The organism is Mesorhizobium sp. M0938, from assembly GCF_040319125.1.
GTDB lineage: Bacteria > Pseudomonadota > Alphaproteobacteria > Rhizobiales > Rhizobiaceae > Mesorhizobium > Mesorhizobium robiniae.
Genome location: NZ_JAMYNS010000008.1, coordinates 219442 through 245505, shown reverse-complemented (window position 1 = coordinate 245505; position 26064 = coordinate 219442). Strand labels below are relative to the sequence as shown.

Below are 26064 nucleotides of genomic sequence, written 5' to 3'. Positions count from 1 at the left end.
TTGGATTTCGGCTTTTCCACCGTCAGGCGGCGCGAAATGGCAACTCGATGGGAACTCGCACTGCAGGCGCTCGTTGAGAACGAGGCCAGTATTGCAAGCGCCATCGCAGCGCTATGCAGAATTCTCTCGGATGGAGGTCATGCGGGCAGTCATCGTTGGCGCCGGGATCGCGGGACTTTCGGTTGCCAAGGGGCTTCGGCTCCTTGGCTGGGAGGTCGAGATTTTCGAGCAGGCGAGCGAATTGAAGCCCTTGGGCGCCGGCCTCAGCCTGAGCGCCAACGCGCTTCGGGCGCTGCGAACGCTTGGGCTTTACGATGCGGTTGTGGCTAATGCCCAGGCGATACACCGGCTCGACCTTCTTGACGACAAAGGCCAGGTTCTTCAATCGACGGATTTTCAGCGTTCTAGCCAGCGATACGGTCATCTCAGCATGGCTGTGCTGCACCGAGGCGACCTTCACAAGGCCCTCCTTTCGCAACTACCCCACTCGATAATTCACACCGATATGGAATGCGTCGATGCACGTGATTTGGGTGATCGCATCGTTCTACGCTTCGCAAATGAGGCGAGCGTGGAGAGCGATCTAGTGCTCGCCTGCGATGGCATTCACTCCGTGGTTCGCAAGGCGCTGTTTCCGCAATCGAGGGAGCGCTTCGCGCGTTATGTCTGCTGGCGCGCAATCGCGCCCGGCCTTCCGCAAGGAATGGACCCCACCCGCCTGACCGAGAGCTGGGGGGCCGGCAAACGGATCGGCCTGGCGGCGATTCCCGGCGAAAGAGTCTACTGGTTTGCCTGCAGCGGCGCCGACCGCGTCGGCGATCCCAAACTGGCGCAGGCCGATCTTGCCGAGGTGCGCGCAATGTTTTCCGGTTTTCACGATCCAGTTCCGGAGATCTTCGATCGGACCCCTGCCGGCTCGATGATCTGGACGGACATTCTCGATCTCGATCCAATGCCTGCCTTCACCCGCCACAAGGTAGTGCTGCTCGGCGATGCCGCCCATGCCGTCACCCCAGATCTGGGACAGGGAGCGGGACTCGCCATTGAAGATGCAGCGGTGCTTGCGGCTTTGTTCGGACGCCATCCAGTCGAGCAGGCAATCCGCGAATATAACAAGCGCCGCCTCGACAGGGCGCATAGCATCGCATCCGAATCGCGTCTTTACGCCAAGGTTGCGCAATGGCGGAACCCGCTTGTCGTTCCCCTCCGCAACTTGCTGGTGAAGAGCATCCCCGAACGCTTCATCGACCGGCAGCTGGATTCGGTTCTCGACATAGACTTCGAGCCGGTCAGGGCCGCCGCGTAGCTCCGGGCCTGCGCGCGGTCTTGGAGAACAACCTCTTCCCGCCCGCCCTACACATGAGAGCAGGTACAGATCGATTTCTGCCATCACCTGCTGCAAAGCTTTCTAAAGGCACTGATCGCGGCAGCCGCTCTTGAATGGATATCCTCGACTGAAGGAACGGGCCTAGTGTGAATGACCCGCCGGATCTGCAGATCACCAATCAGCAGGTCAAGAACCAATCGGCCGCTATGCGCGCAGATGGCGCGGCCAAAGGGCTGGTGATCGTGTTTGAGTCTCAGGTTGATGAAGGTTTGTTCTTGGTGCCGTTCGCTTCGGTCAGCGTTGCTCCGGTCACAGCTATGGCGGGTGCTGGTCGTCGGGTCACAAGGCCACGCCACTCAGCCCCTATCCCCGATGCGACTCCTATTCCAACCAGGACTGCCATGAGCCCTATGATCAGGTTCGCGCTCACCGGTTCGCCCAACAACACGGCGCCGAAAATTGACGCTGTCACTGGGTTTACGGCAACGGAGACGGCGACTAGTGTCGGCGCTGCGCGTCCGAGCGCGAAGGCCCAGAGGAAGAAGATGAAAGCCCCGCAAACTACGGCCAGATATCCGCTCGCAATCCATTGCAGTGCGCCGAGCGCCGCAAGCTGCGCCAAGCCTCCATTCAACGCCGCGGAGATCGATAGGCAGACTGCACCGATGCCCATGCCAAACGCCGTAAACGAGATTGGCCCGGAGCGGGATAGAAACGGTCGGGACCAGACATTGTAGAGCGCCATGCAGAACGCCGCCGCAACCATGAGGAGGTCTCCGCGCCATGCGCCTGGGGGAGCGGTCGTCAGGCTCATGCCGAGTGCAGCCACCACGCCTGCCATCGCGATCAGGACGCCGACGATCTTGCGCATCGTCGGCGGCTCGACCCGTAGAACTGCCCCTGCAACCATGGTGAGCAAAGGCAGTGTCGATAGCGCCAAGGCTCCGCGCGCCGCCGTCGTATAGATAAGGGCCCCATTGAAGAGCACGGGAAACAGGCCGAAGAACAGCAGACCCATAGCGGCGGCACCCAGCCAGTCGCCTTTCGCCGGCCACCTGTCTTGTCGCCAAAGCGCCACGGCGACCAAGACAAGAAAGCCACCACCGAATCGAACGGCCCCGATGGTGAGAGGATCGAGCGTGTCTGTGAGATACCGTGTCGCACCGACCGCAGTGCCGCCAAGGGCGCTGGAGAGAACCGCTGCTAGCACTCCGAGAATTTCCATCGTTGCATGACCTCGCGGGCTTGAAACCAGCGATAATGGGCAGGCGCGCTTAAAGGAATCGAATAAGCTCAATAAGCTTGATAAGGTTTCGCTATGAGCACCCCGAGTCTCGATCCAGAACTCCTGCGGGCTTTTGTTGCCGTTGCCGAGCACCTCTCGTTCACGCGGGCAGCCGAGCAGCTCAACCGAACGCAGGCCGCCGTAAGCCTGCAAGTGAGACGTCTTGAGGAGCGCCTTGCGGTCGCATTGTTCCGCCGCTCGACTGCTCGCGTCGAACTCACCGCCGCCGGGGATGGCTTTCTGATCGATGCACACCGCATTCTTGCCCTCAATGAGCAAGCGATTGCACGTGTTTCCAATCAGAGAGTGGCTGGGCGCATTCGCATCGGGGTCATGGAAGACTATGGCACCAAGATTCTGCCGCGCCTCCTCGCCGACATTGCTCGGCGATTTCCGCTGGTACAGGTCGAAATGGAGATAGGCCTCACCGCCCGGCTCCTGAAAAGGCTCGGCTCATCGTTCGATGCGGTCATAGCCATGCATGCAGAAGGTGCAACCAAGGGTGATCTGATATGCCGCGAACGGGCTGTTTGGGCAGCGGCGGCCGACCATGCTGTCGAAGAGCTCGATCCTCTGCCCATTGCCTTGTCGAATCCCGATTGCCTATTTCGCTCCTGGGCTGTCGAGGCGCTCAACAAGGCAGGTCTGCCGTGGCGATTGGCCTATGTCAGCCCGAGCCTGTCAGCTGTAGAGGCCATCGTTGAGCAAGGCCTGGCGATAACCGTCGTCAAAGGCAGCATGCTTGCGCCTGGCCTACGCAGCATCCATCCAGGCCGACATCTGCCGCCGCTGCCTGGAGCCGAGATCCGTCTTCATCGGTCCGAAACGTCTCCTGCCAGCGCCACACTGGTCATCAATCACCTTGCGCATCGCCTCCGCTCAATGGCCTTGGGTTCATAGCCTGCGCTCACCCGCGGCAAGGGTGGTGCTGCTTAGCGACACCGCCCATGCCGTCATGTGCTGCAGAGCTTTCTAAATGCACTGATCGCAGCGACCACTCTCGAATGGATGTCGTTGTCCGAAGGAACGGGAACAGTGTGAATGACCCGCCGGACCTGCAGATCACCGATCAGCAGGTTCAAGAACCAATCGGCCGCTATGCGCGCCGATGGCGCGGCCAGCGCACCGCTCTCTAAGCCGCGCTGAATCAATTTCTCGATCAGAGGAAATACCGAATCGCGACCACCTGCGGCAATCGTCGCGCCCAATTCGCCGCTTTCGTCAGAAGCGGCCGCGCGGTTCAGCGAAATTGCCCGCTCACCGAGCAGCATCGAAAGGAGGATCGGAGCAACATCTTCAAGGGTAACCATAGGATCGGCATCGTCCCCGATTGCCGCATCCAGTGCCGCTTTCGTCGTCCTTGCATTGTTTTCGACCATCGTCTTGAACAGGCCCTTCTTGTCGCCATACCAGCGATAAAGGGTTTCGTTTGATGCCTTTGCCTCTTTGGCTATGCCAAGCATGGAAGTCCCGCCGTAGCCTCTCTCCTTGAGAAGCTTGTAGGCCGCCCTCTCGATCTGTGCTCGACGCGCGGCCTTGGTATCTTCACGCATTCCAATCTCCGAAAATGCCGAACTTAGAAAATGCCAATCTCAAAAAATGCTTGACCGACCGTACACTTATGTACGTATATGAGAAAGCGTACACGACGATACGGTTTTATGGAAGCTCGGAAATGCCTGGGATAGTGGTGGGATTGTCGGTGACATCGATCGTCTTTTCGGGAGCGATATTCGGATTTTTCTACGCCTGGGTCTGCTCCACAATGTGGGGGCTCGACCAGGCTGATCCCCGAGTGGCAATCCAGGCCATGCAGGCGATGAACGCATCGGTTCGCAACGCCGTGTTCTTTCCCGCCTTCTTTCTGACGCCGGTCGTCCTGGGGCTCACGGCTGCCGCGATGCGTTTCTATGGCCGCAAGTCGCCAGCGTTCTGGTTCGCTGCGGCGGCGTTCGTCTATCTGACGTCAGGCCTCTTCCTCACCTTGACGGTGAATGTGCCGATGAACGAGGCGTTGGCCGCAACCGTCATTCCCAACGATGTCGAGACTGCGCGAGAGATCTGGCAGGATTATTCACAACGGTGGCAGTTCTGGAACCAGGCACGAACCATCGCGTCAGGGATAGCCTTGGCTTTTGCCGGTTTCGGTCTGGCGAGGGTGTGACCGGGATCGCCTGGGGTGGTTTCTGCCCTATAGGCGCTAGATTGAGCTTACGCCGCGTGTACCTCATATGTGCCTGAGGGAACAATGCGGATTAGCCGAAGACATGCCACTCACTCTACGGGGATCGACAATCCGGCTTTAGCCCTCGACATCACGACGCTTGTCTCGAAGCTTCTTACATCCGGATTGTCGAAGAAATATGCTTTCGTGAATTCATCATACTCTTCCATATTGGTCATCGAGATAACCAGAAGGAAATCCGCACGGCCCGTGACGTAGTAGCATTGGGATATCTCCGGGCGAGATCCGGCCAACGTGCGAAAGCGGCTCACCAGGTCTGACTGTCCCTTCTCGAGTATCACCTCCACTATCAGCGTAAGCGGTCGCCCCACCGCTTTGGGCGAGAGGATCGCCACCTCCGCCTCGATCACGCCTGCTTCCCGCAGTTTGGCGAGTCGACGCTGGCACGAGGTCGCGGACAATCCGACGCGTTCGCCAAGCTCCGATGTGGTCTGACGGGTGTTCTGCTGGAATATCCCGAGCAGTTTCCGATCTATCTTATCCATTCCAACTCCGCTTTCTTTCGACATCCTGGGCGGGCAAATTGCAGAAATAATGCACCGAGTGGCCCAGATATGCAGCCTATGAACTAATTAGCGCAGCTAAACTGCATCCGATCAGAAACCGGAACGACATCGGACGCAAGCTGCATGCAAGAAAACTTCCCAGGCCGAACTTCCGAGATCGTCATCGATGGTCTGAACGTCGCGGCTCTATCACGTGAGCAAATGGAGAGGACGCGCCAAGGCGGCGTCAATGCGATCAATTTGACGATAGTGCCGACTTCAGGCTCGTTCGAAGAGTGCATGGCCACCGTCGGGCGCGGTCTGGCCAAGCTATCAACGCTGAAGGACGTCGCACTGGTCGCGACGACGGCAGCGGACATATGCGCGGCCCGCAGCGCGGGTCGCGTGGCGGTAGTGATGGGTTCGCAAAACGCGGCCTTCGTCGAAAACGACCTCGCGCTCCTGGAGATCGCGAAACGGGTCGGCGTACGGATCATCCAGGCCACGCACAACGCGAAGAACCGCCTCGGATCGGGTGCGCCCTCTAAAGGTGATGATGACACTGGCATGACCGAGCAGGGCCGACTCTGGCTATCCGAGATGGAACGGCTCGGCCTGCTCGTCGACCTGTCTCACTGCGGTTTGAGAACAACCGCCGGGTTTCTCTCGGCTGCCAAAAAGCCGCTCGTATTTTCGCACGCAAACGCACATGCGCTCTGGCCGAGTCTGCGCAACAAACCCGACGACATGCTGCGTCGCGTAGCCGATCTAGGCGGTGTTACCGGCGCAGTGATGTGGACGCCGACAGTCCGGGGAGACCGCTGGCCAACGCTCGACGATTATGTGGATCACATTGAACACATGGTGAGAGCGGCGGGGATCGAGCATGTCGGTTTTGCAACCGACATATCCGACGGCATTGAGGAAGACCCCGCCGAGTGGGGTCAGGCCTGGGGACTTGGGAGCCTGCCGACCCTCATGGAGGGCGTCGGGCCTTGGTACGGATACATGACCGAACGGCTCGACGGCTACCGGTCGCTCTCCGACACTCCAAAGCTCCGTGATCGCTTGGTCGCGCGCGGGATGGCCCAAGCCGATGCCGACAAGGTCATGGGCGCGAATTTCCTGCGGGTCTATCGCGACGTGTGGGGCGGCTGAACGATGGAAGAGACAAGGAACGGACGCATGACCCCTCCCGTACTTGAAGGCATGTGGACCATGCTGGCGACCCCGATGGATCCAACCGGGGAAATCGACTTTGCCGCCCTCGGCGCGTTGATCGACCACCAGATCGCCTCTGGCATTTCGGGGCTGCTGGCGCTCGGCTCGACCGGCGAGTTCTATGCTCTTTCGACAAGGGAGCGCGAAGAAATCCTGGCATTCGTGTCGGCCCACGTCGCAGGTCGTGTACCGCTATTGGCGGGCGCGAATGGGGGTAGCACCGCCGAGATCGTTGGCCATGCGAAGGCGGCCAGGGCCGCTGGCATCGACACGGTGCTTCTCGCCCCACCTTACTATTCGCTGCCCGCACAAGACGCGCTTAGGCGGCATTTCGAAGAGGTGGTTTCACGAGCCGACGTGCAGGTTCTGCTTTACGACAATCCTGCGCAGGCGGGCGTGGACATTGAGATCGATCTTGTCGGTCAACTGAACGGCGACCCCCGGATCGTTGGCATCAAGGAAGCCAGTGGCAGCATCGCGCGTGTGCTCGCCATGCAGGTAGCGTTTCGGAAGCAAGCTGCAGATTGTCAGCGGTGTCGACGATCTGGCGCTCGACCTGATCTTTTGGGGCATTCGCTGCTGGATGAGCGGACCGTCGAATTTTCTGCCCAGGCAGATGGCGGCGACGGCAAAATCTGCGCTTGACGGCGACTTCGACAACGCACGCCGGATGATGCGCCAACTGTGGCCGCTCATCGCGGAGATCGAGACGGGCAAGTATCTCGCGCGCATCAAGCATTGCTGCACGCTGTCAGGCCTCCAGGTCGGCGATCCCCGCCCACCCGTATTCCCGATCACCAGCGAGGAAGCAGCCCGGCTGGCGCCACTTCACAAGCGTGCGTCCGAGGTCGTCTGATGGAGCTTTCGAAGGGTGGGAATGGCAGAGTTGTTGTCGTCGGGGCAGGCATTGTCGGCGTTACATGTGCGCTCGCGCTGCAGCGCCAAGGCCACGAGGTGGTGCTGATCGACCGTCACCAGCCAGGAGACGCATGCTCGTTCGGCAATGCCGGCATATTGACCGCAACGGAGTGCGTCCCCTACGCGCTTCCGGGTTTCCTGCGCTGCCTGCCCGGTTGGCTGCTCAACCCTTTGGGGCCACTCGCGGTTCGGCCCCGCCATCTGCCCAGAATGGTCAAATGGGGCACGCGTTTCGCGCGCGAGAGCGCTCCTCATCGCGTGGAGAAGATCTCGCGCGACATGCGTGCCTTCTATAGGTCGAGCGTCGAGCTTTACCGTGAGTTGCTTGCCTCAGTGGGCAAGTCGGAGCTCCTTCAAACAACGGGCTATCTCGCGGTCTACCGCGACGAGGCCGCCTCGAAAGAGGATGCCTTCGCCTGGGATCTGACCGGACGGGGCGGTGTTTTGCTGGAGACGATCCGTGGCAATCAGCTCAGAGACATGGTTCCGGCTTTGTCACCTGACCTTACCTACGGCGTGTTCGTTCCCGAGGAGGGCTATGTCCGTAACCCGCATCGCGTGGTCAGGGCGCTTGCTGAACGTTTCAGCGCCGACGGCGGAATTATCCTGCAACGGGAAGCGCGTGGCTTCCAAAATGCCGATGGGCGTTTGACGGCGGTGGAAACCGACCAGGAGTCGCTCCATGCCGGCCAAGTTGTGCTTTCGGCAGGCGCGTGGTCGACAAGGCTGGCGTCCGATCTCGGCGCGCGCGTGCTGATCGAATCCATGCGCGGCTACCATTTCATGTTGCCCGACCCCGAGATTGAGCTTCCCATGCCGATCCTGTCGGGCGAGTTCAAGTTCTTCGCCACACCGATGGAGCATGGCCTCAGGCTGGCGGGAACTGCCGAATTTGCCGGGCTCGATTGGCCGGCGAACTACGCCCGTGCGGACAAATTGGCGAAGGCCGCGCAAACAATCTTCCCCGGATTGCGAACCGCGGGCGGCAGCCGGTGGATGGGCCATCGCCCCATGACACCCGATTCCATGCCGATCATCGGACCGTCCCCCAGGTTTCCGAACGCTGTGCTCGCCTTCGGCCATGGGCACAATGGACTGTCTGGTGCGCCGATCACAGGACGCATCGTGGCCGATCTTATCGCCGGACGGTCCCCGGCAATCGACCTCGCTCCACTCAGCCCGACCCGGTTTCACTGACCTGCAACCATCACAAAAAAGGGGAGTAACGATGCTCACAGGGATCAACCGCCGACACGTTCTCAAGACGGGCGCTGCGACTGCCGCTCTCATCGGATTCGGCTTCAATGCAGCCAGCGGGCAGACACCTAAGCGAGGGGGGCATCTTCGTCTAGGTGTTGGTCACGGTTCCGCGACAGACACGCTCGACCCGGCGACTTTTCCGGACGCTTACATGCAGCTTGTTGGGTATGCACTGCGCAGCACATTGACTGAGGTGTTGCCGTCGGGGGACATCGGCGGCGATCTGGCTGATAGCTGGGACATGTCGAAGGATGCGAAAACATGGACATTCCAATTGCACAAAGGCGTGGAATTCCATGACGGAAAGCCGCTTGAGGCGAGCGACGTCGTTGCATCGATCAATCATCACCGCGGAGAAAAATCTTCATCCGCAGGCATAGCTCTTGTCGAACCCATCGACGACATAAAGGCCGACGGCAAGTCGGTCGTAATATTCACGCTAAAGGAAAGCATGTCGGACTTCGACGCCTTCCTGAGCGTCTACTTTTTATCAGTGATGCCTTCGAAGGACGGCATCGTCGATTGGAAATCGGGCATCGGCACGGGTGGCTACAAGCTCGTCAGATTCGAGCCGGGCCTGCGTACGGCGCTGGAGCGGAATCCAAACTACTTCAGACCAGATCGTGCATATTTCGACTCGGCAGACGTGCTTTGCATCAAGGATGCCACTGCGCGCGTCAGCGCACTTCTGGGGGGAAACGTCGACGTTATCGACAATATCGATCCCAAGACAGTCAATCTGCTGTCACGCAGTTCGGCGATCAAAGTGGAGGAGGCTTCCGGCTCCCTGCACTATGCGTTCCCAATGCGTTGCGACACCGCACCCTTCAATGATTTGAACGTACGGCTCGCTATAAAATACGGTGTCGATCGCGAGGCACTGGTGAAGACAATCCTGCAGGGCCAGGGTTATGTCGGCAACGACCATCCCATCGGTCGGAAGCAAAAATACTTTTCGGAGGATCTACCGCAGCGCGTTTACGATCCTGAGAAAGCCAGGTTCCATCTTAAAAAGGCCGGCATGGATTCACTTAAGGTTGAGCTCACAGTTTCGGATGCTGCGTTTCCAGGGGCGATCGATACCGGCGCTCTCCTACGAGAACAAGAGGGCAAGGCCGGCATCGAGCTTGCTGTGTCGCGTGTTCCAAGTGACGGCTACTGGAGCGACATCTGGATGAAGAAACCCTGGTGTGCGAGTTACTGGTCCGGCGGCGTAACTCCCAATTATATCTTCTCGCATGCCTACTCTGCCAACGCGAACTGGAACGAAGCGTTCTGGCAAAATGAGGAGTTCAACAAGATCCTCATTGCTGCCCGCAGCGAATTGGACGAGGCCAAGCGGGGAGAAATGTATGGGGAGTTGCAGCGTCTTGTCAGCGATTATGGCGGATCCGTAATTCCAATGTTCGCTAACTTCGTGACCGCCCGCTCCAACAAGATCTCACATGGCGATGTTGCCAGCAACTATGAGTTGGACGGCACCCGTGCGATCGAGAGATGGTGGTTCACCTAGACATAGATCACATTGGCGCCGCCTCGGCCCGCCACGGCTTGCACCTCGCCCCACCTTCCGCTATAGAGCCGCCACCCGCGTAGACACCCTTGGAGGCAACGCGGCGGAAGGCTGTCCGGGCCTGCGTGATCCCAAAAAGATTTTGGACCAGATCATGTAAGGCCATGACGGCTTTCGACGTTTACGGCCCAGGCATCTCGCCGGCCGCGAACGCTCCAGAACAACGCGAAAGGAAATGCCATGAGCCAAGCTTCTTACGAGCTCAAGGCCGAAGCGCGCGAACAGGTCGGTAAGGGGTCCGCCCGTGCAGTTCGCCGCAACGGTAAAGTGCCTGCAGTAATTTACGGCGACAAGCAGCCTCCCCTGGCGATTGCGCTGACCTACAAGGACATTTACTACAAGATCCATGGCGGCGGGTTCCTGACCACGATCGCCACGATCGATGTCGACGGCAAGAAGATCCAGGTCCTGCCAAAGGACTACCAGCTCGACCCGGTCAAGGATTTCCCGGTCCATGTCGACTTCCTGCGCATCGGCAAGGACACCGAAGTCAATGTCGACGTGCCGGTCCACTTCATCAATGAGGACAAGTCGCCCGGCATCAAGCGCGGCGGCGTGCTCAACATCGTGCGTCACGAAGTCGAGTTCCACTGCCCGGCCAACGCGATCCCGGAATTCATCACCGTCGATCTCACCGGCACCGATATCGGCGATTCGATCCACATCTCGGCGGTCAAGCTGCCGGCCGGCGTCAAGCCGGTGATCTCCGACCGCGACTTCACCGTCGCCACCATTGCCGGCTCCGCGGCGATGAAGCCGGAGGCGGAAGAGACGGTCGAAGCGGCTGAAACCGAAGCGGCCCCTGCCGCCGAAGAGAAGTAATCCTTTCCGCCCGGAGGTGACGATGCTGCTGTTTGCAGGCCTCGGCAATCCGGGCGCGAAATACGCCAACCACCGGCACAATGTCGGCTTCATGGCGGCGGATGCAATCGCCCGCCGCCATGCCTTTTCGCCCTGGTCGAAGAAATTCCAGGGCCTGATCGCCGAAGGCACGCTTGGCGGCGAAAAAATCATCCTGATCAAGCCGCAGACCTTCATGAACAATTCCGGCCAGTCGATCGGCGAAGCGCTGCGCTTCTACAAGCTCGCCCCTTCGGCGCTCACCGTCTTCTATGACGAGATCGACCTCGCCGAAGGCAAGGTCCGCGTGAAGACCGGCGGCGGCGCCGGCGGTCACAACGGCATCCGCTCGATCGACGGCCATGTCGGGAACGCTTACCGCCGCGTGCGCATCGGCGTCGGCCATCCCGGCGTCAAGGAATTCGTCCAGCATCATGTGCTTGGCGATTTCGCCAAGGCCGATCGCGAATGGCTGGAGCCGCTGCTCGACGCCATCGGTGATCATGCCGAAATGATCGTCAGGGGTGATGAATCCGGCTTCATGAACAAGGTCAGCGTTGCCGTCAGGGGCAAGGCCGCGCCCGAGCCGGAAAAGCCCGGGCAAAAGCAACAGGGTGCAAAACAGCAGAGTCACGTCCGTCAGGCGCGGCCGCAGCAGCCGGCGGTCAAGCTGCCCGAAACCGGGTCGATGGCCGCCATGCTGAAGAAGCTGTTTGGCGGCAAGGATTGAGCTTCGGCGTGAACTGACCCGAAGGGCTTGACGTTCGTCACCGCTTTCGCCCATAGCCCTCATCAAATTTCGATTTCCCGATAGGACCGGACAAAAATGGGTTTCAAATGCGGCATCGTTGGCTTGCCCAACGTCGGCAAGTCGACGCTTTTCAACGCGCTGACCAGGACGGCGGCGGCGCAGGCCGCTAACTATCCGTTCTGCACCATCGAACCGAACACCGGCGAGGTGGCGGTGCCCGACCCGCGCCTGCAGAAGATCGCGGCGATCGGCAAGTCGAAGGAGATCATCCCGACCCGCATCTCCTTCGTCGACATCGCCGGCCTGGTGCGCGGCGCCTCGAAGGGCGAAGGGCTGGGCAACCAGTTCCTGGCCAATATCCGCGAGGTCGACGCCATCGTCCATGTGCTGCGCTGCTTCGAGGATGACGACATCACTCATGTCGAGGGCCGCATCGACCCCGTCGCCGACGCCGAGACCGTCGAGACCGAGCTGATGCTCGCCGACCTCGATAGCCTCGAACGCCGCATCGCGCAGTTCCGCAAGCGCGCTTCCGGCAAGGACAAGGAGGCGCTGGCCGTGCTTCCGATGATGGAAGCCGCCCTCGAACTCCTGCAGGCCGGCAAGCCCGCCCGCATCCTGCTCAACGGCATCGCGCCCGAGGATCTGCGCATTCTGCAGGGGCTGAACCTGCTGACGTCGCACCCCGTGCTCTATGTCTGCAATGTCGCCGAGGCCGACGCCGCCACCGGCAATGCGCATACCGAAGCGGTCGACCGGATGGCTGCCGCGCAAGGCGCCCGCACCGTGGTGATTTCCGCGGCGATCGAAGCCGAGGTAGCGCAGCTCAGCGATGAAGAGGAAATGGAGTTCCTCGCCACGCTGGGCCTTGAGGAACCGGGCCTGAACAAGGTGATCCGCGCCGGCTACGAGCTTTTGCAGCTCATCACCTATTTCACCGTCGGGCCGAAGGAGACGCGCGCCTGGACCGTGCACAAGGGCGCCAAGGCGCCGCAGGCGGCTGGCGTCATCCACACCGATTTCGAGCGTGGCTTCATCCGCGCCCAGACCATCGCCTACAACGACTTCGTCACGCTGGGCGGCGAAGTCGCGGCCAAGGAAGCCGGCAAGGCGCGCGACGAAGGCAAGGAATATGTCGTCCAGGACGGCGACATCATGCTGTTCAAGTTCAACACCTGATGTGACCGACGACGCGCCGGCTGCCATCATGGCCGCCGACGCGATCACAGCCTCGTGCACGGCCGCACAAGCCCTTCCGGGCGGGTTGACTGCCTGCAATGCCCGGTCTAAGGGGCGTCTGCACCGGCACGTGCTTTCATCGAAAGCCTCTGTCCCCGTGCAATCCGAAACGACGCAGCGCTATCGAACGCACCGCTCTTTGGCCACAGCAAGGGAGACCCGGCGATGATCAAGGCATTCGTCGTGGACAATGATCGACTGCGCCTCGCTGACGATCTCTTGGCAAACAGCGACAGGATCGTCTGGGCCGATCTTCTGAATCCGACAAAGGAGGAGGAAGCGACGATCGAGACCTGGCTCGGCGTTGCCATTCCGACGCGCGAGGAGATGGAGGAGATCGAGATTTCGAGCCGTCTCTATATCGAGGACGGCGCCTATTTCATGACCGCCACGCTGCCGGCCCAGACCGAGGCCGACGATCCTCTGATGTCGCCGGTCACCTTCGTGCTGGCCGGCAACAGGCTGATCACCGTGCGTTACCACGAGCCCAAGGCCTTCACGACCTTTCCGCTGCGCGCCGAAAAGGTGGCGACCGGCTGCACCAGCAGCGACACCATCCTGATCGGCTTGCTGGAGGCAATCGTCGACCGCCTTGCCGACATTCTGGAGCGCGCCGGCCGCGACATCGAGGCGATCTCGCGCGACATCTTCGAAGCGCGCTCGACCAAGGCTTCCAAGCGCAACCGCGACTTCCAGGAATTGCTGAAAGCCATCGGCCGCAAGGAGGACATCGCCTCCTCGATCCGCGACAGCCTGATCTCGCTACAGCGGCTGGCCGGCTTTCTCACCCACGCCTCGGCCCAGACCAAGATGAGCAAGGACGTCCGCGCGCGCATCAAGACCCTGTCGCGCGATGTGCTGTCGCTTGCCGACCACGCCACCTTCCTGTCGCAGAAGATCAACTTCCTGCTCGACGCGACGCTCGGCATGATCTCGATCGAGCAGAACGCCATCATCAAGATCTTCTCCGTCGCCGCGGTCATCTTCCTGCCGCCAACGCTGGTGGCGTCGATCTACGGCATGAATTTCAATGTCATGCCCGAGCTGACCTGGCACTTCGGTTACCCGTTCGCCATCGGCTTGATGATCCTGTCGGCGATCCTTCCGTTCTGGTATTTCCGCCGCCGCGGCTGGTTGTAGAGCCATCGGACCTCCTGTTCCGCTGGCTGTTCCGGCGGGCGGGACGGCCTGGCGCACCAGAAATCACTTGACCAAATCTCGCCCCGCCTGCATCCGGGAACGCCGATCCCTTGGGATCGTACAATCTTGAACCGGATTCCAGACCATGACCGGAAAGACCTGGGCCTATGAGGATTTCGTCGAGGGAGCCTCGCTCGACCTTGGCACGAAGCTGGTGAGCGCGGCCGAGATCATCGAATTCGCGCAGGAATTCGATGCGCAGCCGATGCATCTCGACGAGGCAGCGGGCAGGGCCAGCATCCTTGGCGGGCTGGCGGCCTCCGGCTGGCACACATGCGCGATGTTCATGCGCATGCTGTGCGACGCCTTCCTGCTGGACTCGACCTCGCAAGGCGCCCCCGGTGTCGACCACGTCAAATGGAAAAGGCCGGTGCTGGCCGGCGACGTTTTGAACGGCAACACCACCGTCCTCGCCAAGCGCCTGTCCAGATCCAAGCCCCAGATCGGCCTCGTCACCATGCGCAGCGAGCTTTTCAACCAGCGTGGCGAAGGCGTCTTCGAACTTGAGAACACCGTCATGTTCCTGACCCGAGGGGCCAGCGCGTGAGTCTCGACGAGTTCTTTCGCATCGGCGCCACCGTCACGCTCGGGTCGCATACATTCGAACCTGAGGCGATCAAGGCGTTCGCCAGGAAATACGATCCGCAGATATTCCATCTCGACGAAGAGGCGGCGAAGAAGAGCGTGTTCGGTGGCCTGTGCGCCTCGGGTTGGCACACAGCGGCAACCTGGATGAAATTGAACCTCGAAACCGGCGTGGAGGCCGAGGGCGCTCGCTGGGCCGGCGCTGGGCCGGCGCCCGAATTCGGCCCCTCGCCCGGTTTCAAGAATCTCAAATGGCTGAAGCCCGTCTATGCAGGAGAAACCGTAACCTTCACCCGCACCGCGCTTAGCCACCGCCCCATCGCATCGCGGCCGGGCTGGCGATTATTGACGCTGCGCTCGGAGGCTTTCGATTCGACCGGCGACAAGGTTATCGAGTTCGAAAGTGCGGTGCTGGTGAAGGTGGGGTGAGGAACCTTTTTCCTTCTCCCCCTGGGGGAGAAGGAAGAATCGTCCTCTCAATGCCCCTCAAACCCGATCAGCGTCCTGACCGGCACGCCGAGTGCTTCGAGCTTCTCGCGGCCGCCAAGGTCCGGCAGGTCGATGACGAAACAGGCGGCGAGTATGTCGGCGCCGATCTGCCTGAGAAGCTTGACCGCCGCTTCCGCCGTGCCGCCGGTGGCGATCAGATCGTCGACGAGAATCACCTTCTCGCCGGGGGATACGCCATCCCTGTGCATCTCCATCTCGTCCAGCCCGTATTCGAGGCTATAGGCGACGCGCACCGTCTCGAAAGGCAGCTTGCCCTTCTTGCGGATCGGCACGAAGCCGGCCGAGAGCTGATGGGCGATAGCCCCGCCGAGGATGAAGCCGCGCGCCTCGATGCCGGCGATCTTGTCGATCTTCTCGCCGGCATAGGGGTGCACCAGTTCGTCGATGGCGCGGCGAAAGGCGCGCGCATTACCGAGCAGCGTAGTGATATCGCGAAACAGGATGCCCGGCTTGGGGTAGTCGGGAATGGTGCGGATCGCGGCAAGCAGCGTGTCTTCGAGAGAAGATTTCATGAGGCGGAGATTCCGTTGCCGTACAGTTTTGCCGGTAAGCGGCCGAAAAGAAAAGGGCGCCTTTCGGCGCCCCGGCATTTTCGTTCTTTCGATACCGGTCAGTGCGCCACGCCGGCCCACACCTTGCGCTTGGTCAGATAGACCAGCGCGCCGAACAGCAGCAGGAAGACCAGCACGCGAAAGCCGGTCTTCTTGCGGGCTTCCAGATGCGGCTCGGCTGCCCACATCAGGAAGGCCGACACGTCGCGGGAATACTGGTCGACGGTCTGCGGCGCGCCGTCGTCATAGGTCACCTGATCGTCGGAAAGCGGGTTGGGCATCTTTAGCGACACGCCGGCTATGAAGTACGGATTGTAGTGCGTGCCTTCAGGTATCTCCATGCCGGCCGGCGGCTGCTCGTCATAGCCGGTCAGCAGCGAGTGGATATAGTCGGGACCGCCCTGGGCATATTGCGTGAAGATGTCGAAGACGAAACGCGGAAAGCCGCGCTCGACGCCGCGCGCCTTGGCCAGCAGCGACATGTCGGGCGGGGCAGCCCCGCCATTGGCGGCCGCTGCTGCCTGATCGTTGGGGAACGGCGCCGGAAAATGGTCGGACGGTATGCCGGGACGATCGAACATGTCGCCGGCATCGTTGGGACCATCATTGATCGTGTACTCGGCCGCCAGCGCCTTGACCTGCGCTTCCGAATAGCCAAGATCTTCCAGCGTGCGAAACGCCACCAACTTCATCGAATGGCAGGCCGCGCAGACTTCCTTGTAGACCTTCAGCCCGCGCTGCAACTGAGCCTTGTCGTAGGTGCCGAACGGCCCGGCGAAGCTCCAGTCCATCTCCTTCGGCTCGTGTATCGGGAAATGCGTCGGCGCGGCTTCGCTGTGCGCCTCCTCCTGAGCGATAGCCCCGGTGATCGCCGCCCCAGTGCCTACCAGCACAAGGCCGAGCAAAGCCAGCGAGGTGAGAATCGTCTTCATGCCAAATCCCCTTGAGATTCTCTGCCGCGCCGTCGTCGTCCCGAGCATGATCTCGTCCGAAAACCGGTCTCCACTGTTCAGGATCATGCTCAGCCCTTGGTTTCCGGTGCGGCCGTCGCGCCAGCCGGATGTCCGCCGCCGCCCTTGTTTTTCTCGAGCACCGCCTCGGTGATCGAATTCGGCAGCCGCCGCGGCGTCTCGACCAGGCCTAGCACCGGCAGCACCACCAGGAAGAAGGCGAAGTAGAACAATGTCGCCATCTGCGCCATGAAGACATAGCTGCCTTCGGCAGGCTGCGAACCCAGCCAGCCAAGCAGGACGGCATCGATCACGAACAGCCAGAAGAACAGCTTGTACCAGGGCCGGTAGACCGCCGAGCGCACCTTCGAGGTGTCGAGCCACGGCACCAGGAACAGCATGGCAATCGAGCCGAACATCGCGAGCACGCCACCGAGCTTGGAGTTGATCGGCCCGATATTGAAGGTGATGGCGCGCAGGATCGCGTAGAACGGCAGGAAGTACCATTCCGGCACGATATGGGCAGGCGTCTTCAGCGGGTCGGCGACTATGTAATTGTCCGGGTGGCCGAGAAAGTTCGGCAGATAGAAAACGAAATAGGCGAAGATAAACAGGAACACCAGCATCCCGAAGGCGTCCTTGATAGTCGCATAAGGGGTGAAGGCGACGGTATCGGTCTTCGACTTGACTTCGATGCCGGTCGGGTTCGACTGGCCGACCACATGCAGTGCCCATATATGCAGCACGACGACGCCGGCGATCATGAACGGCAAGAGATAATGCAGTGAGAAGAAGCGGTTCAGCGTCGGGTTGTCGACGGCGAAGCCGCCGAGCAGAAGCTCCTGGATCCAGTTGCCGACCAGCGGGATGGCGCTGAAGAAGCCGGTGATGACGGTCGCGCCCCAGAAACTCATCTGCCCCCAGGGCAGCACATAGCCCATGAAACCCGTCGCCATCATCAGGAGGTAGATGATGCAGCCAAGGATCCACAGAAGCTCGCGCGGTGCCTTGTAGGAACCGTAGTAGAGGCCGCGGAAGATGTGGATGTACACGGCGACGAAGAAGAACGACGCGCCGTTCGAATGCAGATAACGCAGCAGCCAGCCCGAATTCACGTCGCGCATGATCTTTTCGACCGAATCGAAGGCGAGCGTGCTGTCCGCCGCATAGTGCATGGCCAGCACGATGCCGGTCAGCATCTGCGCCGCCAGCATGAGCGCCAGGATGCCGCCGAAGGTCCATGCATAGTTGAGATTGCGCGGCACCGGATAGGCGACGAAGCTGTCATAGACCAGCCGCGGCAGCGGCATACGGGCGTCGAACCAGCGTCCGATACCGGTCTTGGGCGTATAGGTCGAGTGTCCCTCGCTCATCGAAATGTCCCTCAGCCGATACGGATCTTGGTGTCGGAAATGAACTGGAACACCGGCACCGCCATGTTCTCCGGCGCCGGTCCCCCGCGGACGCGGCCGGCGGTGTCGTACACCGAACCGTGGCACGGGCAGAACCAGCCGCCGAACTCGCCTTCCTGGCCGAGCGGAATGCAACCGAGATGGGTGCAGACCTGCACCATCACCATCCATGCCTCCTTGCCCGGCATGGTGCGGTTGGCGTCGGTCGCCGGTGCGTCAGAGGGCAAATTGGCGTTGCGGGCGAGCGGATCCTTGAGCTGGGCCAGATTGACCGCCTCGCCGTCCTTCATCTCTTGTTCTGTGCGGTTGCGTACGACCACCGGCTTGCCGCGCCATTTCACGACAAGCGATGTTCCCGGCGTCAGCGAGGAGACGTCGATCTCGACCGAGGCCAGCGCCAGCGTCGAGGCATCCGGGCGCATCTGGTCGATGAACGGCCAGGCGACGGCACCCGCGCCGACCACTGCGGCCATGCCGGTGGCGACGTAGAGAAAATCACGACGGTTGGGATCCTGGATGTCGGTTGCGCTCACGGGTGCCTGATCCTTTCGCCTCTTCCGTGCCGGTGGTCGAGCCTTATTCCCCGCTCATTCACGCCAACCCGACAGCGCATGGCGAACAGGCTAGCGAATTCCTCCGGCATTTGGACTTCGGTTTATGCGTGAAGCCTGTTTTTGTCCAGACGGGTGAAGGCACAAGGGCAGATTGTCGCGGGGAGGCAAACCGGCGTCGGGCGGCATGGCGACGGAGACGGTCAAACCACAGGAAAACAACGGCAAAACCGGCGCCTGCGGTTGCCTCGACAGAAGACCGGCCCCGGTCTATCCTCGGCCATGGCGCATGTCATCGACCGCGACAAATGGGCCGGGGCGTCCGACCGCCGGTCCGACCACTGGCAAGGCGAACTGCAGTGCGGCGCCTACGGCTCCAAAAGCTGCCTGATCTTCAACTATCTGCCGGAGATCGGCGGCGGCCCGCGGCTGCACACGCATCCCTATTGCGAGATCTTCATCATCCGCGCCGGCACCGGGCTGTTCACCGTCGGCGACCGGCAGATCGAGGCGTCGGCCGGCCAGATCCTGATCGTGCCGCCGAACACGCCCCACAAATTCACCAATCTCGGCCCAGGCCCGCTGGAGACCACCGACATCCACGAAAACGGCAGCTTCATCACCGAATGGCTGGAATGACCGTTATTTCGCGCCGAGCCTGGCCAGCACGGCTTTTGGGATATTGTATTCCCGGATCACCGCGTCGTGCTTGCGCAAGCCGCACAGTTCGCGCTGGATGAAATAGCCGTGGACGGCCTCCGCCGCGTCCTTGAGCAGGTGGCCACGCTGTTCGCCATCGTCGCCATGTTCACGCAACCTCGCCAGCGTTTCATCCACGCGCCGGCCGGCGCGGCCGAGCGCCGCCGCCTTTTCGCCGAGGATTTCATGGCCGAGCAGGTCGAGAGCCGACTCCTGCGCGCTGGACCGTCCGAAATTCGATGGCATTCGCACCGACATGATTCACTCCGCTTTTTGCAGAAATCGCGGCCCTACTCCGCCGGCCGCGTTTCCTCCAGCATGCTCTCCTCGTTGTATAGGAAGCCGCCGGACTGCCGCTTCCATAGCCGCGCATAGAGCCCGTCGAGCGCCACCAGTTCGTCATGCGTGCCTTGTTCGACGATGCGGCCGCCGTCGAGCACCACCAGGCGATCGAGTGCCGCGATGGTCGACAGCCGGTGCGCGATGGCGATGACCGTCTTGTTCTCCATCAGCCTCGCCAGATTTTCCTGTATGGCCGCCTCGATGTCGGAATCGAGCGCCGACGTCGCTTCATCGAGTATCAGGATCGGCGCGTCCTTGAGGAAGACGCGGGCGATCGCCACGCGTTGGCGCTGGCCGCCCGACAATTTCACGCCGCGCTCGCCGACAAAGGCCTCGTAGCCCTCTCGATCACGATTGTCGCGCAAGTCGAGGATGAAATCGTGCGCCTCGGCCTTCTTGGCAGCCGCGATCACCTCGGCGTCGGTTGCGTCCGGCATGCCGAGCTTGATGTTGTCGCGCAAGGAACGGTGGAAAAGCGCGGTATCCTGGCTGACGACGCCGATATTGGCGCGCAGAGAATTCTGCGTGACTTTGGCAACATTCTGGCCGTCGATCGTTATTTTTCCGCCCTCGAGGTCGTAGAGGCGCAGGATCAGATTGGCCAGCGTCGTCTTGCCGGCGCCGGACGGCCCGACCAGTCCGACCTTCTCGCCTGGCCGCACGACAAGGTCGATGCCGTTGAGCACGCCGAACCCCTTGCCGTAGTGGAACTCGACATTCTTCACGTCGATCCGGCCGCCGCCTACCACAAGCTCCCTGGCGTCGGGCGCATCGGTCAGGCCGAGCGGCTGCGAGATCAGCGCCTTGGAGTTTTCCAGAACGCCAAGGTTCCGCAGGATGCTGTTGAGCTGCATCATCAGCCGGCCGAGCAGCATGTTGAGCCGCAGCACCAGCGACAGCGTGAAGGCGACGGCGCCGACTGTGATCGAGCCTTCGAGCCAGAGATAGACGGCAAAACAGGCGATCGCAGTGATCATGATCCCCGACAGCGTCGTCAGCGCCATGCGCACGCCGGTCAGCCTGCGGGTGAACGGACGCAGCGCGTCGAGATAGATATCGAAACCGCTCCTGATGTAGCGGTCGTCGCCGTCGGCAGAAAACAGCTTCAGCGTCTGCACGTTCGAATAAGAATCGACGATGCGGCCGTTGATCATAGAACCGGCCTCGGCGGTTGCCTCGGCATGCTTGCGGATCGCCGGCAGGTAGCGCTTGGCCAGCCAGCCGAAGGCGGTGATCCAGATCACCACCAGCACCGCCAGTCTGAGATCGAGGCTGGCGACCAGAACCAGCGTCGTCACCGTATAGACGACCATGAACCAGACGACCTCGATGAAGCTTTCCATCAAATCGCCGGTCGCCTGCCCCGCCTGCCAGACCTTGGTCGCGATACGGCCGGCGAAATCGTTCTGGAAAAAGGCGTAGGACTGGCGCGAGACATGGCGGTGAGCCTGCCAGCGCACCAGATTGTAAAAGCCGGGCGTGATTGTCTGCTCGTCGACCAGCGCCGCCAGGCCGACGACAACTGTGCGGATGACCAACACCACGGCGGCCATGAAGACAAGTTCGGGACCGGCGGCAGTCCACAGCGCGTCCCAGCTGCGCCCGCCGGGGAGCTGGTCGAGAATGTCGACCAGCCGCCCGACGAAGTAGAACAGTCCGGCCTCGACCAGCGGCGCGATGCCGCCGATGACCAGCATGGCGAAGAAAGCGAATTTCGCCTGGCCGACATAGTGCCAGAGGAAACCCCTGACGCTGACCGGTGGCCGAAGGTCCGCGGGCTCCCTGAACGGATTGACCCAATTCTCGAACCAGCGATAGACGGCAATCATCATGCGGCGGCCATCATTGTGCTGCCTGCCTTCACTCTGCTGCGATCATTCTGCTGCTTGCCCCTTGACGATGGCGTCGTTGGCGGCGGCACTGTCGTCGAGCAGGAAGCCGCCCGACTGGCGCTGCCAAAGCTGCGCATAGAGCCCGCCGCTGGCGACGAGTTGCTCATGCGAACCTTCCTCGATGACTCGGCCCTTGTCCATGACGACGAGCCGGTCCATCGCCGCGATGGTCGAGAGCCGGTGCGCGATGGCGATGACGGTCTTGCCTTGCATGAGCTTGTAGAGGTTCTCCTGGATGGCTGCCTCGGCCTCGGAATCGAGCGCAGACGTCGCTTCGTCGAGAATGAGGATCGGCGCGTCCTTCAGCATAACGCGGGCAATGGCAATGCGTTGCCGCTGGCCGCCGGACAATTTGACGCCGCGATCGCCGACATGCGCGTCGAAACCCGTGCGGCCACTGGCGTCCGAAAGCCTCGATATGAAATCAAGCGCCTCGGCCCGGCGTGCCGCCTCGACCAGCATCTCGTCGCTGGCGTCCGGCCGGCCATACAGGATGTTCTCGCGCACCGAACGATGCAGCAGCGAGGTGTCCTGGGTGACCATGCCGATCTGAGCACGCAGCGAATCCTGCGCCACCGCCGCGATCTCCTGGCCGTCGATCAGGATCCGGCCAGCTTCGAGGTCGTAGAAGCGCAACAGAAGATTGACCAGTGTCGACTTGCCGGCGCCCGAGCGGCCGACGATGCCGACCTTTTCGCCCGGCTTCACCGTCAGTGACAGGCTTTCGATGATGCCCTTCTGCTTGCCGTAGTGGAAGCGGATGTCCTCGAAACGGATCTCGCCCTTGGTCACCGCAATATCCTTGGCCCCCGGCCTGTCTTCGACGAGGCGCGGCAGCGAGATCGAGCTGATGCCGTCCTGCACCGTGCCGATGTTCTCGAACAGGGCCGACATCTCCCACATGATCCATTGCGACATGCCCCAGAGCCGAAGTACGAGGCCGATGACCAGGGCGACGGCGCCGATGGTCACCGCCTGGCCGAGCCACAGCCACAGCGAGATCGCGGTGACCGAAAACAACAGCAGCGCATTCAGGATGTAGAGCAGGCCATAGAGCTGCGTCACCAACCGCATCGACCGGTAGACGGTATCGAGAAAGCCGGCCATGCCTTCCCTGGCGAAGGACGCCTCGCGCCGCGCATGCGAGAACAGCTTGACCGTCTGGATGTTGGAGTAGCTGTCGACGACGCGGCCGGTCATGGTCGAGCGCGCATTAGCCTGCTCCTCGCCGACCTTGCCCAATCGCGGAATGAAATAGCGCAAGAGCAAGACATAGCCGGCAAGCCAGACGACAAGCGGTGCCGCCAGCCGCAAGTCGGCCGAGCCGACGATGAACAGCATGCCGAGGAAATAAACGACGATATAATTGAGCACGTCGATGAGCTTGATGACGCACTCACGCACCGCGAGCGCGGTCTGCATCAGCTTGGTCGCGATGCGTCCGGCGAACTCGTCCTGATAGAAGCTCATCGACTGCTTGAGCAGGTAGCGATGCACCTGCCAGCGGATACGCATCGGATAATTGCCCATCAGCGTCTGCTGGTTGAGGAGCGAATGGAACCAGACCGTCGCCGGCAGCACGAACACCACGATAAACGCCATGCCGGCGAGCTTCCAGCCCTCGGTCTGCAGGAACGTCTCGCGATTCTGCACCGAGAGCCAGTCGACGATCCGGCCCATGAAGCCGAACATCCAAACCTCGGCGACGGCGATAGCCGTCACCAGCACAGCATCGAGAGCGATGTAGGGCCAGGCGCCGCGCGTATAGTGCACGCAGAAGGCGATCAGCGTCTTCGGCGGCTCGACCGGCTCCTCGGCGGGGAACGGATCGAGCCTTCTTTCAAACCAGCGGAACATTGTCTTGCTACTCACATGCTTGGTTTCGCTCACGCGGCGCGGGAACGCGTAGCGTCCCGGGAGCGCCTGGTGCTTTGGGAGCGCGTAGCGTCATGGGATCGCGTGGCGACAAAGACCGGCGTCCCGGAATCACCCGGGCCGCCGATCCTGCTTCGCGCAATATAGGACGTCGCAGTCTTTTCGCCGACAGGCTCGTTTGGCGATCCTGGCAGCGCGGTGTCGACGACCCGGAGTTTTGCGCCTGTCTTTGCGCCAGGCCGGATCAGTCTGATGATCCGGCGCACCAGCGACGGCCGGCTGCGGTCGGGAACCGCACGCGAGAAATCGACGTCCGGCAGCATGCCGCGATGTGGTCGCCGACGGGTCTCGGCGTGAACCGCCGACGAATAGGTTTCGCCGATCAAAAGCGCCCAGGTCGCCATCCTGCGCTCGTGCAGGCTTCTTGAACCGGGAATTCTGCAGGGATCGAACATCGGTCCGTCCTCCATGTGAAAGTGTAGGAAAAAGGCTGAGTCCGACCTGTTCGCGGGCGAACGGCCAGCGAAAGGCGAGGATTGAACAAAGGCGTGTTCAGGTGGGGCGTTCAGCCCCTTCGACAGCTTGAAAAACATCGCAGGATTCCTTCGAAGACCGAAAAAAGGTTTCGGCTAAGAATCGGTGCGATCGAAGTCTAAAAGGTCAGGAGAATCGTCGTACCGAAACCGCCGGCAGGCTGGTAAGCCCACAAGAGGGGCGCTGGATGTACATGATAATCATGAATTACCCCTCCATCGGTTCGGGTTGACAATGCCCGGCGTATAACCGATTTCGCAGAAAATGACCACCCGCCAGTCCAGCAATTTCCAAAACCGCGCGACCCCTGTGGCCGATCTGCCACGGATCAAAATGGCGTCGAAATGAACGACCGTCTCCGCATCGCGCTCTACCAGCCGGATATCGCCGGCAATACCGGGACAATCCTGCGCTTCGCCGCTTGCCTCGGTCTCGGCGTCGACATCATCGAACCGGCCGGCTTCCCGCTCTCCGACCGGGCGCTGAAACGGGCCGGCATGGATTATCTCGAAATGGCGCGGCTTTCCCGGCATGTCGACTGGCACGCTTTCGAGGACTGGCGCAGAGGCGAAGCGCGGCGGCTGGTGCTGCTGTCGACCAAAGCTGCGACCGCCTATACGGATTTCATCTTCGCCGACGATGACGTCCTTCTGTTCGGCCGTGAATCCGCAGGCGTGCCGGATTCTGTCCACGAGGCGGCGGACGCGCGACTGATCGTCCCGATGCAAGGCGCCGCGCGCAGCATCAACGTCGCGCTTTCCGTCGCCATGGTGACTGGCGAGGCGATCCGGCAACTCGGATAGGATTTGCATATCCTCAGTGGGCGCAACGTTTATCGCCGCTTTCTGGCCTACGACCACACCCTCTCTTGTCATTCTCACCCAGGCGCACATCGCCTTCTCCTGCGGTTTGCATATCAAGGGTTTCTTCGTTACAAGCTCAACTTAACTTGAGGTCAAGCGGAAAATTCGAATGACTGCGGTGACGGAATTGACGGTCGGCCAGGTGGCGACGCGAAGCGGGGTGGCGGTATCGGCGCTGCATTTCTACGAGGCGCGCGGACTGATCCGCAGCCACCGCACATCAGGCAACCAGCGGCGCTACGGCCGCGACGTGCTGAGGCGTGTGGCGATCATCAGGATCGCGCAAGAGGTCGGCATCTCGCTGGCCGAGATCGGTGCTGCACTTCAATCATTGCCTGAAGGCCGCACTCCGACGCGCGAGGACTGGAACCTGCTTTCAACGGCCTGGCGCGACCAGCTCGATCGCAAGATTGCCCAGCTGAAAAAGCTGCGCGACGGATTGACCGACTGCATCGGCTGCGGCTGCATGTCGATCGACAAGTGCCCGTTGCGGAACAAGGAAGACCGATTGAGCGCCCAAGGGCCGGGAGCGAGGCGGTTGTTGGTCGCGCTTTAGGATGTGTTGAGATTCAGGTCAGGCCGCGCCGAGAATGGTGGGTTCCGAGAACCGGAACGGAGCGGACATTGGGTCCGTGAGTACCGGAAGCGCAGGAAACCGTCGTTCGCAGGCCGGCATCACCTGAATATCGACACACCCTAATCCGCTGCCGGCAGCCGCCTGATGGTGAATTCGATGACGTCGCCCGGCCGCTCGAACCAGCTTTCGATCTCGGTCCAGTAGGCCTGCTTGGGAAAGCGCTCGAACCACTCCTTCGCCTTGAGCCGCGCATCGGAGCGCGGCAGGACGAAAGTCTCGCGCAGGAACCCGTCGCGCGGCATGCGCTCGCGCTCGGTGCGCGAACGCTCGAGCCTCTTCTTCAAGCCGTCCAGCGGCGGTCTTGCCGGGGTGCGCACGA

At 61.4% G+C, this 26064-nt stretch carries 29 protein-coding genes; 17 read left to right on the top strand and 12 right to left on the bottom strand.

Annotated elements, in window-relative coordinates:
* Positions 1-139 precede the first annotated feature (139 nt).
* On the top strand, positions 140-1306 hold the full coding sequence (locus NKH73_RS16785; RefSeq protein WP_352933512.1) for an FAD-dependent monooxygenase: 1167 nt from the start codon (positions 140-142) through the stop codon (positions 1304-1306).
* Positions 1307-1580: 274 nt separating this feature from the next.
* Here NKH73_RS16785 and NKH73_RS16780 read toward each other — a convergent pair whose 3' ends face one another.
* Positions 1581-2765 (bottom strand): DMT family transporter, encoded by a 1185-nt coding sequence (locus NKH73_RS16780; RefSeq protein WP_352933510.1) that lies wholly within the window; start codon positions 2763-2765, stop codon positions 1581-1583.
* Here NKH73_RS16780 and NKH73_RS16775 point away from each other — a divergent pair.
* A complete protein-coding gene (locus NKH73_RS16775) occupies positions 2646-3512 on the top strand; it encodes a LysR substrate-binding domain-containing protein (RefSeq protein WP_352933508.1) in 867 nt (288 codons plus the stop codon). The genes NKH73_RS16780 and NKH73_RS16775 overlap by 120 nt on opposite strands.
* Positions 3513-3565: 53 nt before the next feature.
* Here NKH73_RS16775 and NKH73_RS16770 read toward each other — a convergent pair whose 3' ends face one another.
* On the bottom strand, positions 3566-4165 hold the full coding sequence (locus NKH73_RS16770; RefSeq protein ID WP_352933505.1) for a TetR/AcrR family transcriptional regulator: 600 nt from the start codon (positions 4163-4165) through the stop codon (positions 3566-3568).
* Positions 4166-4287: 122 nt separating this feature from the next.
* Here NKH73_RS16770 and NKH73_RS16765 point away from each other — a divergent pair, with 122 nt between their 5' ends.
* Positions 4288-4776: an anthrone oxygenase family protein gene (locus tag NKH73_RS16765; protein ID WP_352933502.1), complete on the top strand. Its 489-nt coding sequence runs from the start codon at positions 4288-4290 to the stop codon at positions 4774-4776.
* Positions 4777-4886: 110 nt separating this feature from the next.
* Here NKH73_RS16765 and NKH73_RS16760 read toward each other — a convergent pair whose 3' ends face one another.
* The gene (locus tag NKH73_RS16760) at positions 4887-5342 is read right to left on the bottom strand and encodes an Lrp/AsnC family transcriptional regulator (RefSeq protein WP_352933499.1); all 456 of its coding nucleotides are present in this window, start codon (positions 5340-5342) and stop codon (positions 4887-4889) included.
* A 144-nt stretch (positions 5343-5486) separates the two neighbouring features.
* Between NKH73_RS16760 and NKH73_RS16755 the strand changes: the two genes are divergently transcribed.
* The 11 genes from NKH73_RS16755 to NKH73_RS16705 all read left to right on the top strand — a co-directional run bounded on the left by NKH73_RS16755 (position 5487) and on the right by NKH73_RS16705 (position 15358).
* Positions 5487-6500 carry a dipeptidase gene (locus tag NKH73_RS16755; protein ID WP_352933497.1) on the top strand — a complete coding sequence of 338 codons (1014 nt, stop codon included), beginning with the start codon at positions 5487-5489 and terminating at the stop codon, positions 6498-6500.
* A gap of 27 nt (positions 6501-6527) precedes the next feature.
* Positions 6528-7208 carry a dihydrodipicolinate synthase family protein gene (locus tag NKH73_RS16750; RefSeq protein WP_352933493.1) on the top strand — a complete coding sequence of 227 codons (681 nt, stop codon included), beginning with the start codon at positions 6528-6530 and terminating at the stop codon, positions 7206-7208.
* Positions 7108-7419: a dihydrodipicolinate synthase family protein gene (locus NKH73_RS16745; RefSeq protein ID WP_352933820.1), complete on the top strand. Its 312-nt coding sequence runs from the start codon at positions 7108-7110 to the stop codon at positions 7417-7419. Before NKH73_RS16750 ends, NKH73_RS16745 begins: the two co-directional genes overlap by 101 nt.
* Positions 7419-8678, top strand: coding sequence for an NAD(P)/FAD-dependent oxidoreductase (locus NKH73_RS16740; RefSeq protein WP_352933490.1), 1260 nt, complete (start codon positions 7419-7421; stop codon positions 8676-8678). The genes NKH73_RS16745 and NKH73_RS16740 overlap by 1 nt, the downstream gene beginning before the upstream one ends.
* Before the next feature lie 31 nt (positions 8679-8709).
* Entirely contained in the window at positions 8710-10254 is a 1545-nt protein-coding gene (locus NKH73_RS16735; protein WP_352933487.1) for an ABC transporter substrate-binding protein, read from the top strand.
* A gap of 240 nt (positions 10255-10494) precedes the next feature.
* On the top strand, positions 10495-11136 hold the full coding sequence (locus NKH73_RS16730) for a 50S ribosomal protein L25/general stress protein Ctc (RefSeq protein ID WP_352933484.1): 642 nt from the start codon (positions 10495-10497) through the stop codon (positions 11134-11136).
* 22 nt (positions 11137-11158) lie between these two features.
* Entirely contained in the window at positions 11159-11884 is a 726-nt protein-coding gene (pth, locus tag NKH73_RS16725; protein WP_352933481.1) for an aminoacyl-tRNA hydrolase, read from the top strand.
* 96 nt (positions 11885-11980) lie between these two features.
* A complete protein-coding gene (gene ychF, locus NKH73_RS16720; RefSeq protein ID WP_352933478.1) occupies positions 11981-13084 on the top strand; it encodes a redox-regulated ATPase YchF in 1104 nt (367 codons plus the stop codon).
* 225 nt (positions 13085-13309) lie between these two features.
* A complete protein-coding gene (corA, locus tag NKH73_RS16715; protein WP_352933475.1) occupies positions 13310-14284 on the top strand; it encodes a magnesium/cobalt transporter CorA in 975 nt (324 codons plus the stop codon).
* Between the two features lie 145 nt (positions 14285-14429).
* On the top strand, positions 14430-14891 hold the full coding sequence (locus NKH73_RS16710; RefSeq protein WP_352933472.1) for a MaoC family dehydratase: 462 nt from the start codon (positions 14430-14432) through the stop codon (positions 14889-14891).
* Complete coding sequence (locus NKH73_RS16705) at positions 14888-15358, top strand: MaoC family dehydratase (protein WP_352933469.1); 471 nt, start codon at positions 14888-14890, stop codon at positions 15356-15358. Before NKH73_RS16710 ends, NKH73_RS16705 begins: the two co-directional genes overlap by 4 nt.
* A gap of 47 nt (positions 15359-15405) precedes the next feature.
* Here the strand turns inward: NKH73_RS16705 and NKH73_RS16700 are convergent, their stop codons facing one another.
* The 4 genes from NKH73_RS16700 to petA all read right to left on the bottom strand — a co-directional run bounded on the left by NKH73_RS16700 (position 15406) and on the right by petA (position 18885).
* On the bottom strand, positions 15406-15951 hold the full coding sequence (locus NKH73_RS16700; protein WP_352933467.1) for an adenine phosphoribosyltransferase: 546 nt from the start codon (positions 15949-15951) through the stop codon (positions 15406-15408).
* A 98-nt stretch (positions 15952-16049) separates the two neighbouring features.
* Positions 16050-16922 (bottom strand): cytochrome c1, encoded by an 873-nt coding sequence (locus NKH73_RS16695; protein ID WP_352933464.1) that lies wholly within the window; start codon positions 16920-16922, stop codon positions 16050-16052.
* An 89-nt stretch (positions 16923-17011) separates the two neighbouring features.
* Complete coding sequence (locus NKH73_RS16690; RefSeq protein WP_352933462.1) at positions 17012-18313, bottom strand: cytochrome b; 1302 nt, start codon at positions 18311-18313, stop codon at positions 17012-17014.
* Between the two features lie 11 nt (positions 18314-18324).
* On the bottom strand, positions 18325-18885 hold the full coding sequence (gene petA / locus NKH73_RS16685; RefSeq protein WP_352933459.1) for a ubiquinol-cytochrome c reductase iron-sulfur subunit: 561 nt from the start codon (positions 18883-18885) through the stop codon (positions 18325-18327).
* A 300-nt stretch (positions 18886-19185) separates the two neighbouring features.
* Between petA and NKH73_RS16680 the strand changes: the two genes are divergently transcribed.
* A complete protein-coding gene (locus NKH73_RS16680) occupies positions 19186-19542 on the top strand; it encodes a cupin domain-containing protein (protein ID WP_352933817.1) in 357 nt (118 codons plus the stop codon).
* A gap of 3 nt (positions 19543-19545) precedes the next feature.
* Here the strand turns inward: NKH73_RS16680 and NKH73_RS16675 are convergent, their stop codons facing one another.
* Genes NKH73_RS16675 through NKH73_RS16660 form a run of 4 tightly spaced genes read right to left on the bottom strand, consistent with a single transcriptional unit; the run spans position 19546 to position 24166 of the window.
* On the bottom strand, positions 19546-19860 hold the full coding sequence (locus NKH73_RS16675; RefSeq protein ID WP_352933456.1) for a DUF6665 family protein: 315 nt from the start codon (positions 19858-19860) through the stop codon (positions 19546-19548).
* Between the two features lie 32 nt (positions 19861-19892).
* Positions 19893-21776, bottom strand: a complete 1884-nt coding sequence (locus NKH73_RS16670) for an ABC transporter ATP-binding protein (RefSeq protein WP_352933453.1) — start codon at positions 21774-21776, stop codon at positions 19893-19895.
* A gap of 42 nt (positions 21777-21818) precedes the next feature.
* Positions 21819-23693: an ABC transporter ATP-binding protein gene (locus NKH73_RS16665; RefSeq protein ID WP_352933814.1), complete on the bottom strand. Its 1875-nt coding sequence runs from the start codon at positions 23691-23693 to the stop codon at positions 21819-21821.
* Positions 23694-23722: 29 nt separating this feature from the next.
* Positions 23723-24166 carry a hypothetical protein gene (locus NKH73_RS16660; protein ID WP_352933451.1) on the bottom strand — a complete coding sequence of 148 codons (444 nt, stop codon included), beginning with the start codon at positions 24164-24166 and terminating at the stop codon, positions 23723-23725.
* A 423-nt stretch (positions 24167-24589) separates the two neighbouring features.
* On the opposite strand from NKH73_RS16660, the gene NKH73_RS16655 reads away from it, so the two are divergent.
* Together NKH73_RS16655 and soxR are read left to right on the top strand one after the other, a co-directional pair.
* Positions 24590-25048, top strand: coding sequence for a tRNA (cytidine(34)-2'-O)-methyltransferase (locus NKH73_RS16655; RefSeq protein WP_352933448.1), 459 nt, complete (start codon positions 24590-24592; stop codon positions 25046-25048).
* Between the two features lie 169 nt (positions 25049-25217).
* A complete protein-coding gene (gene soxR / locus NKH73_RS16650; protein WP_352933445.1) occupies positions 25218-25664 on the top strand; it encodes a redox-sensitive transcriptional activator SoxR in 447 nt (148 codons plus the stop codon).
* Positions 25665-25804: 140 nt separating this feature from the next.
* On the opposite strand, the gene NKH73_RS16645 is transcribed toward soxR, so the two are convergent.
* A complete protein-coding gene (locus NKH73_RS16645; RefSeq protein WP_352933442.1) occupies positions 25805-26062 on the bottom strand; it encodes a hypothetical protein in 258 nt (85 codons plus the stop codon).
* Positions 26063-26064 lie beyond the last annotated feature (2 nt).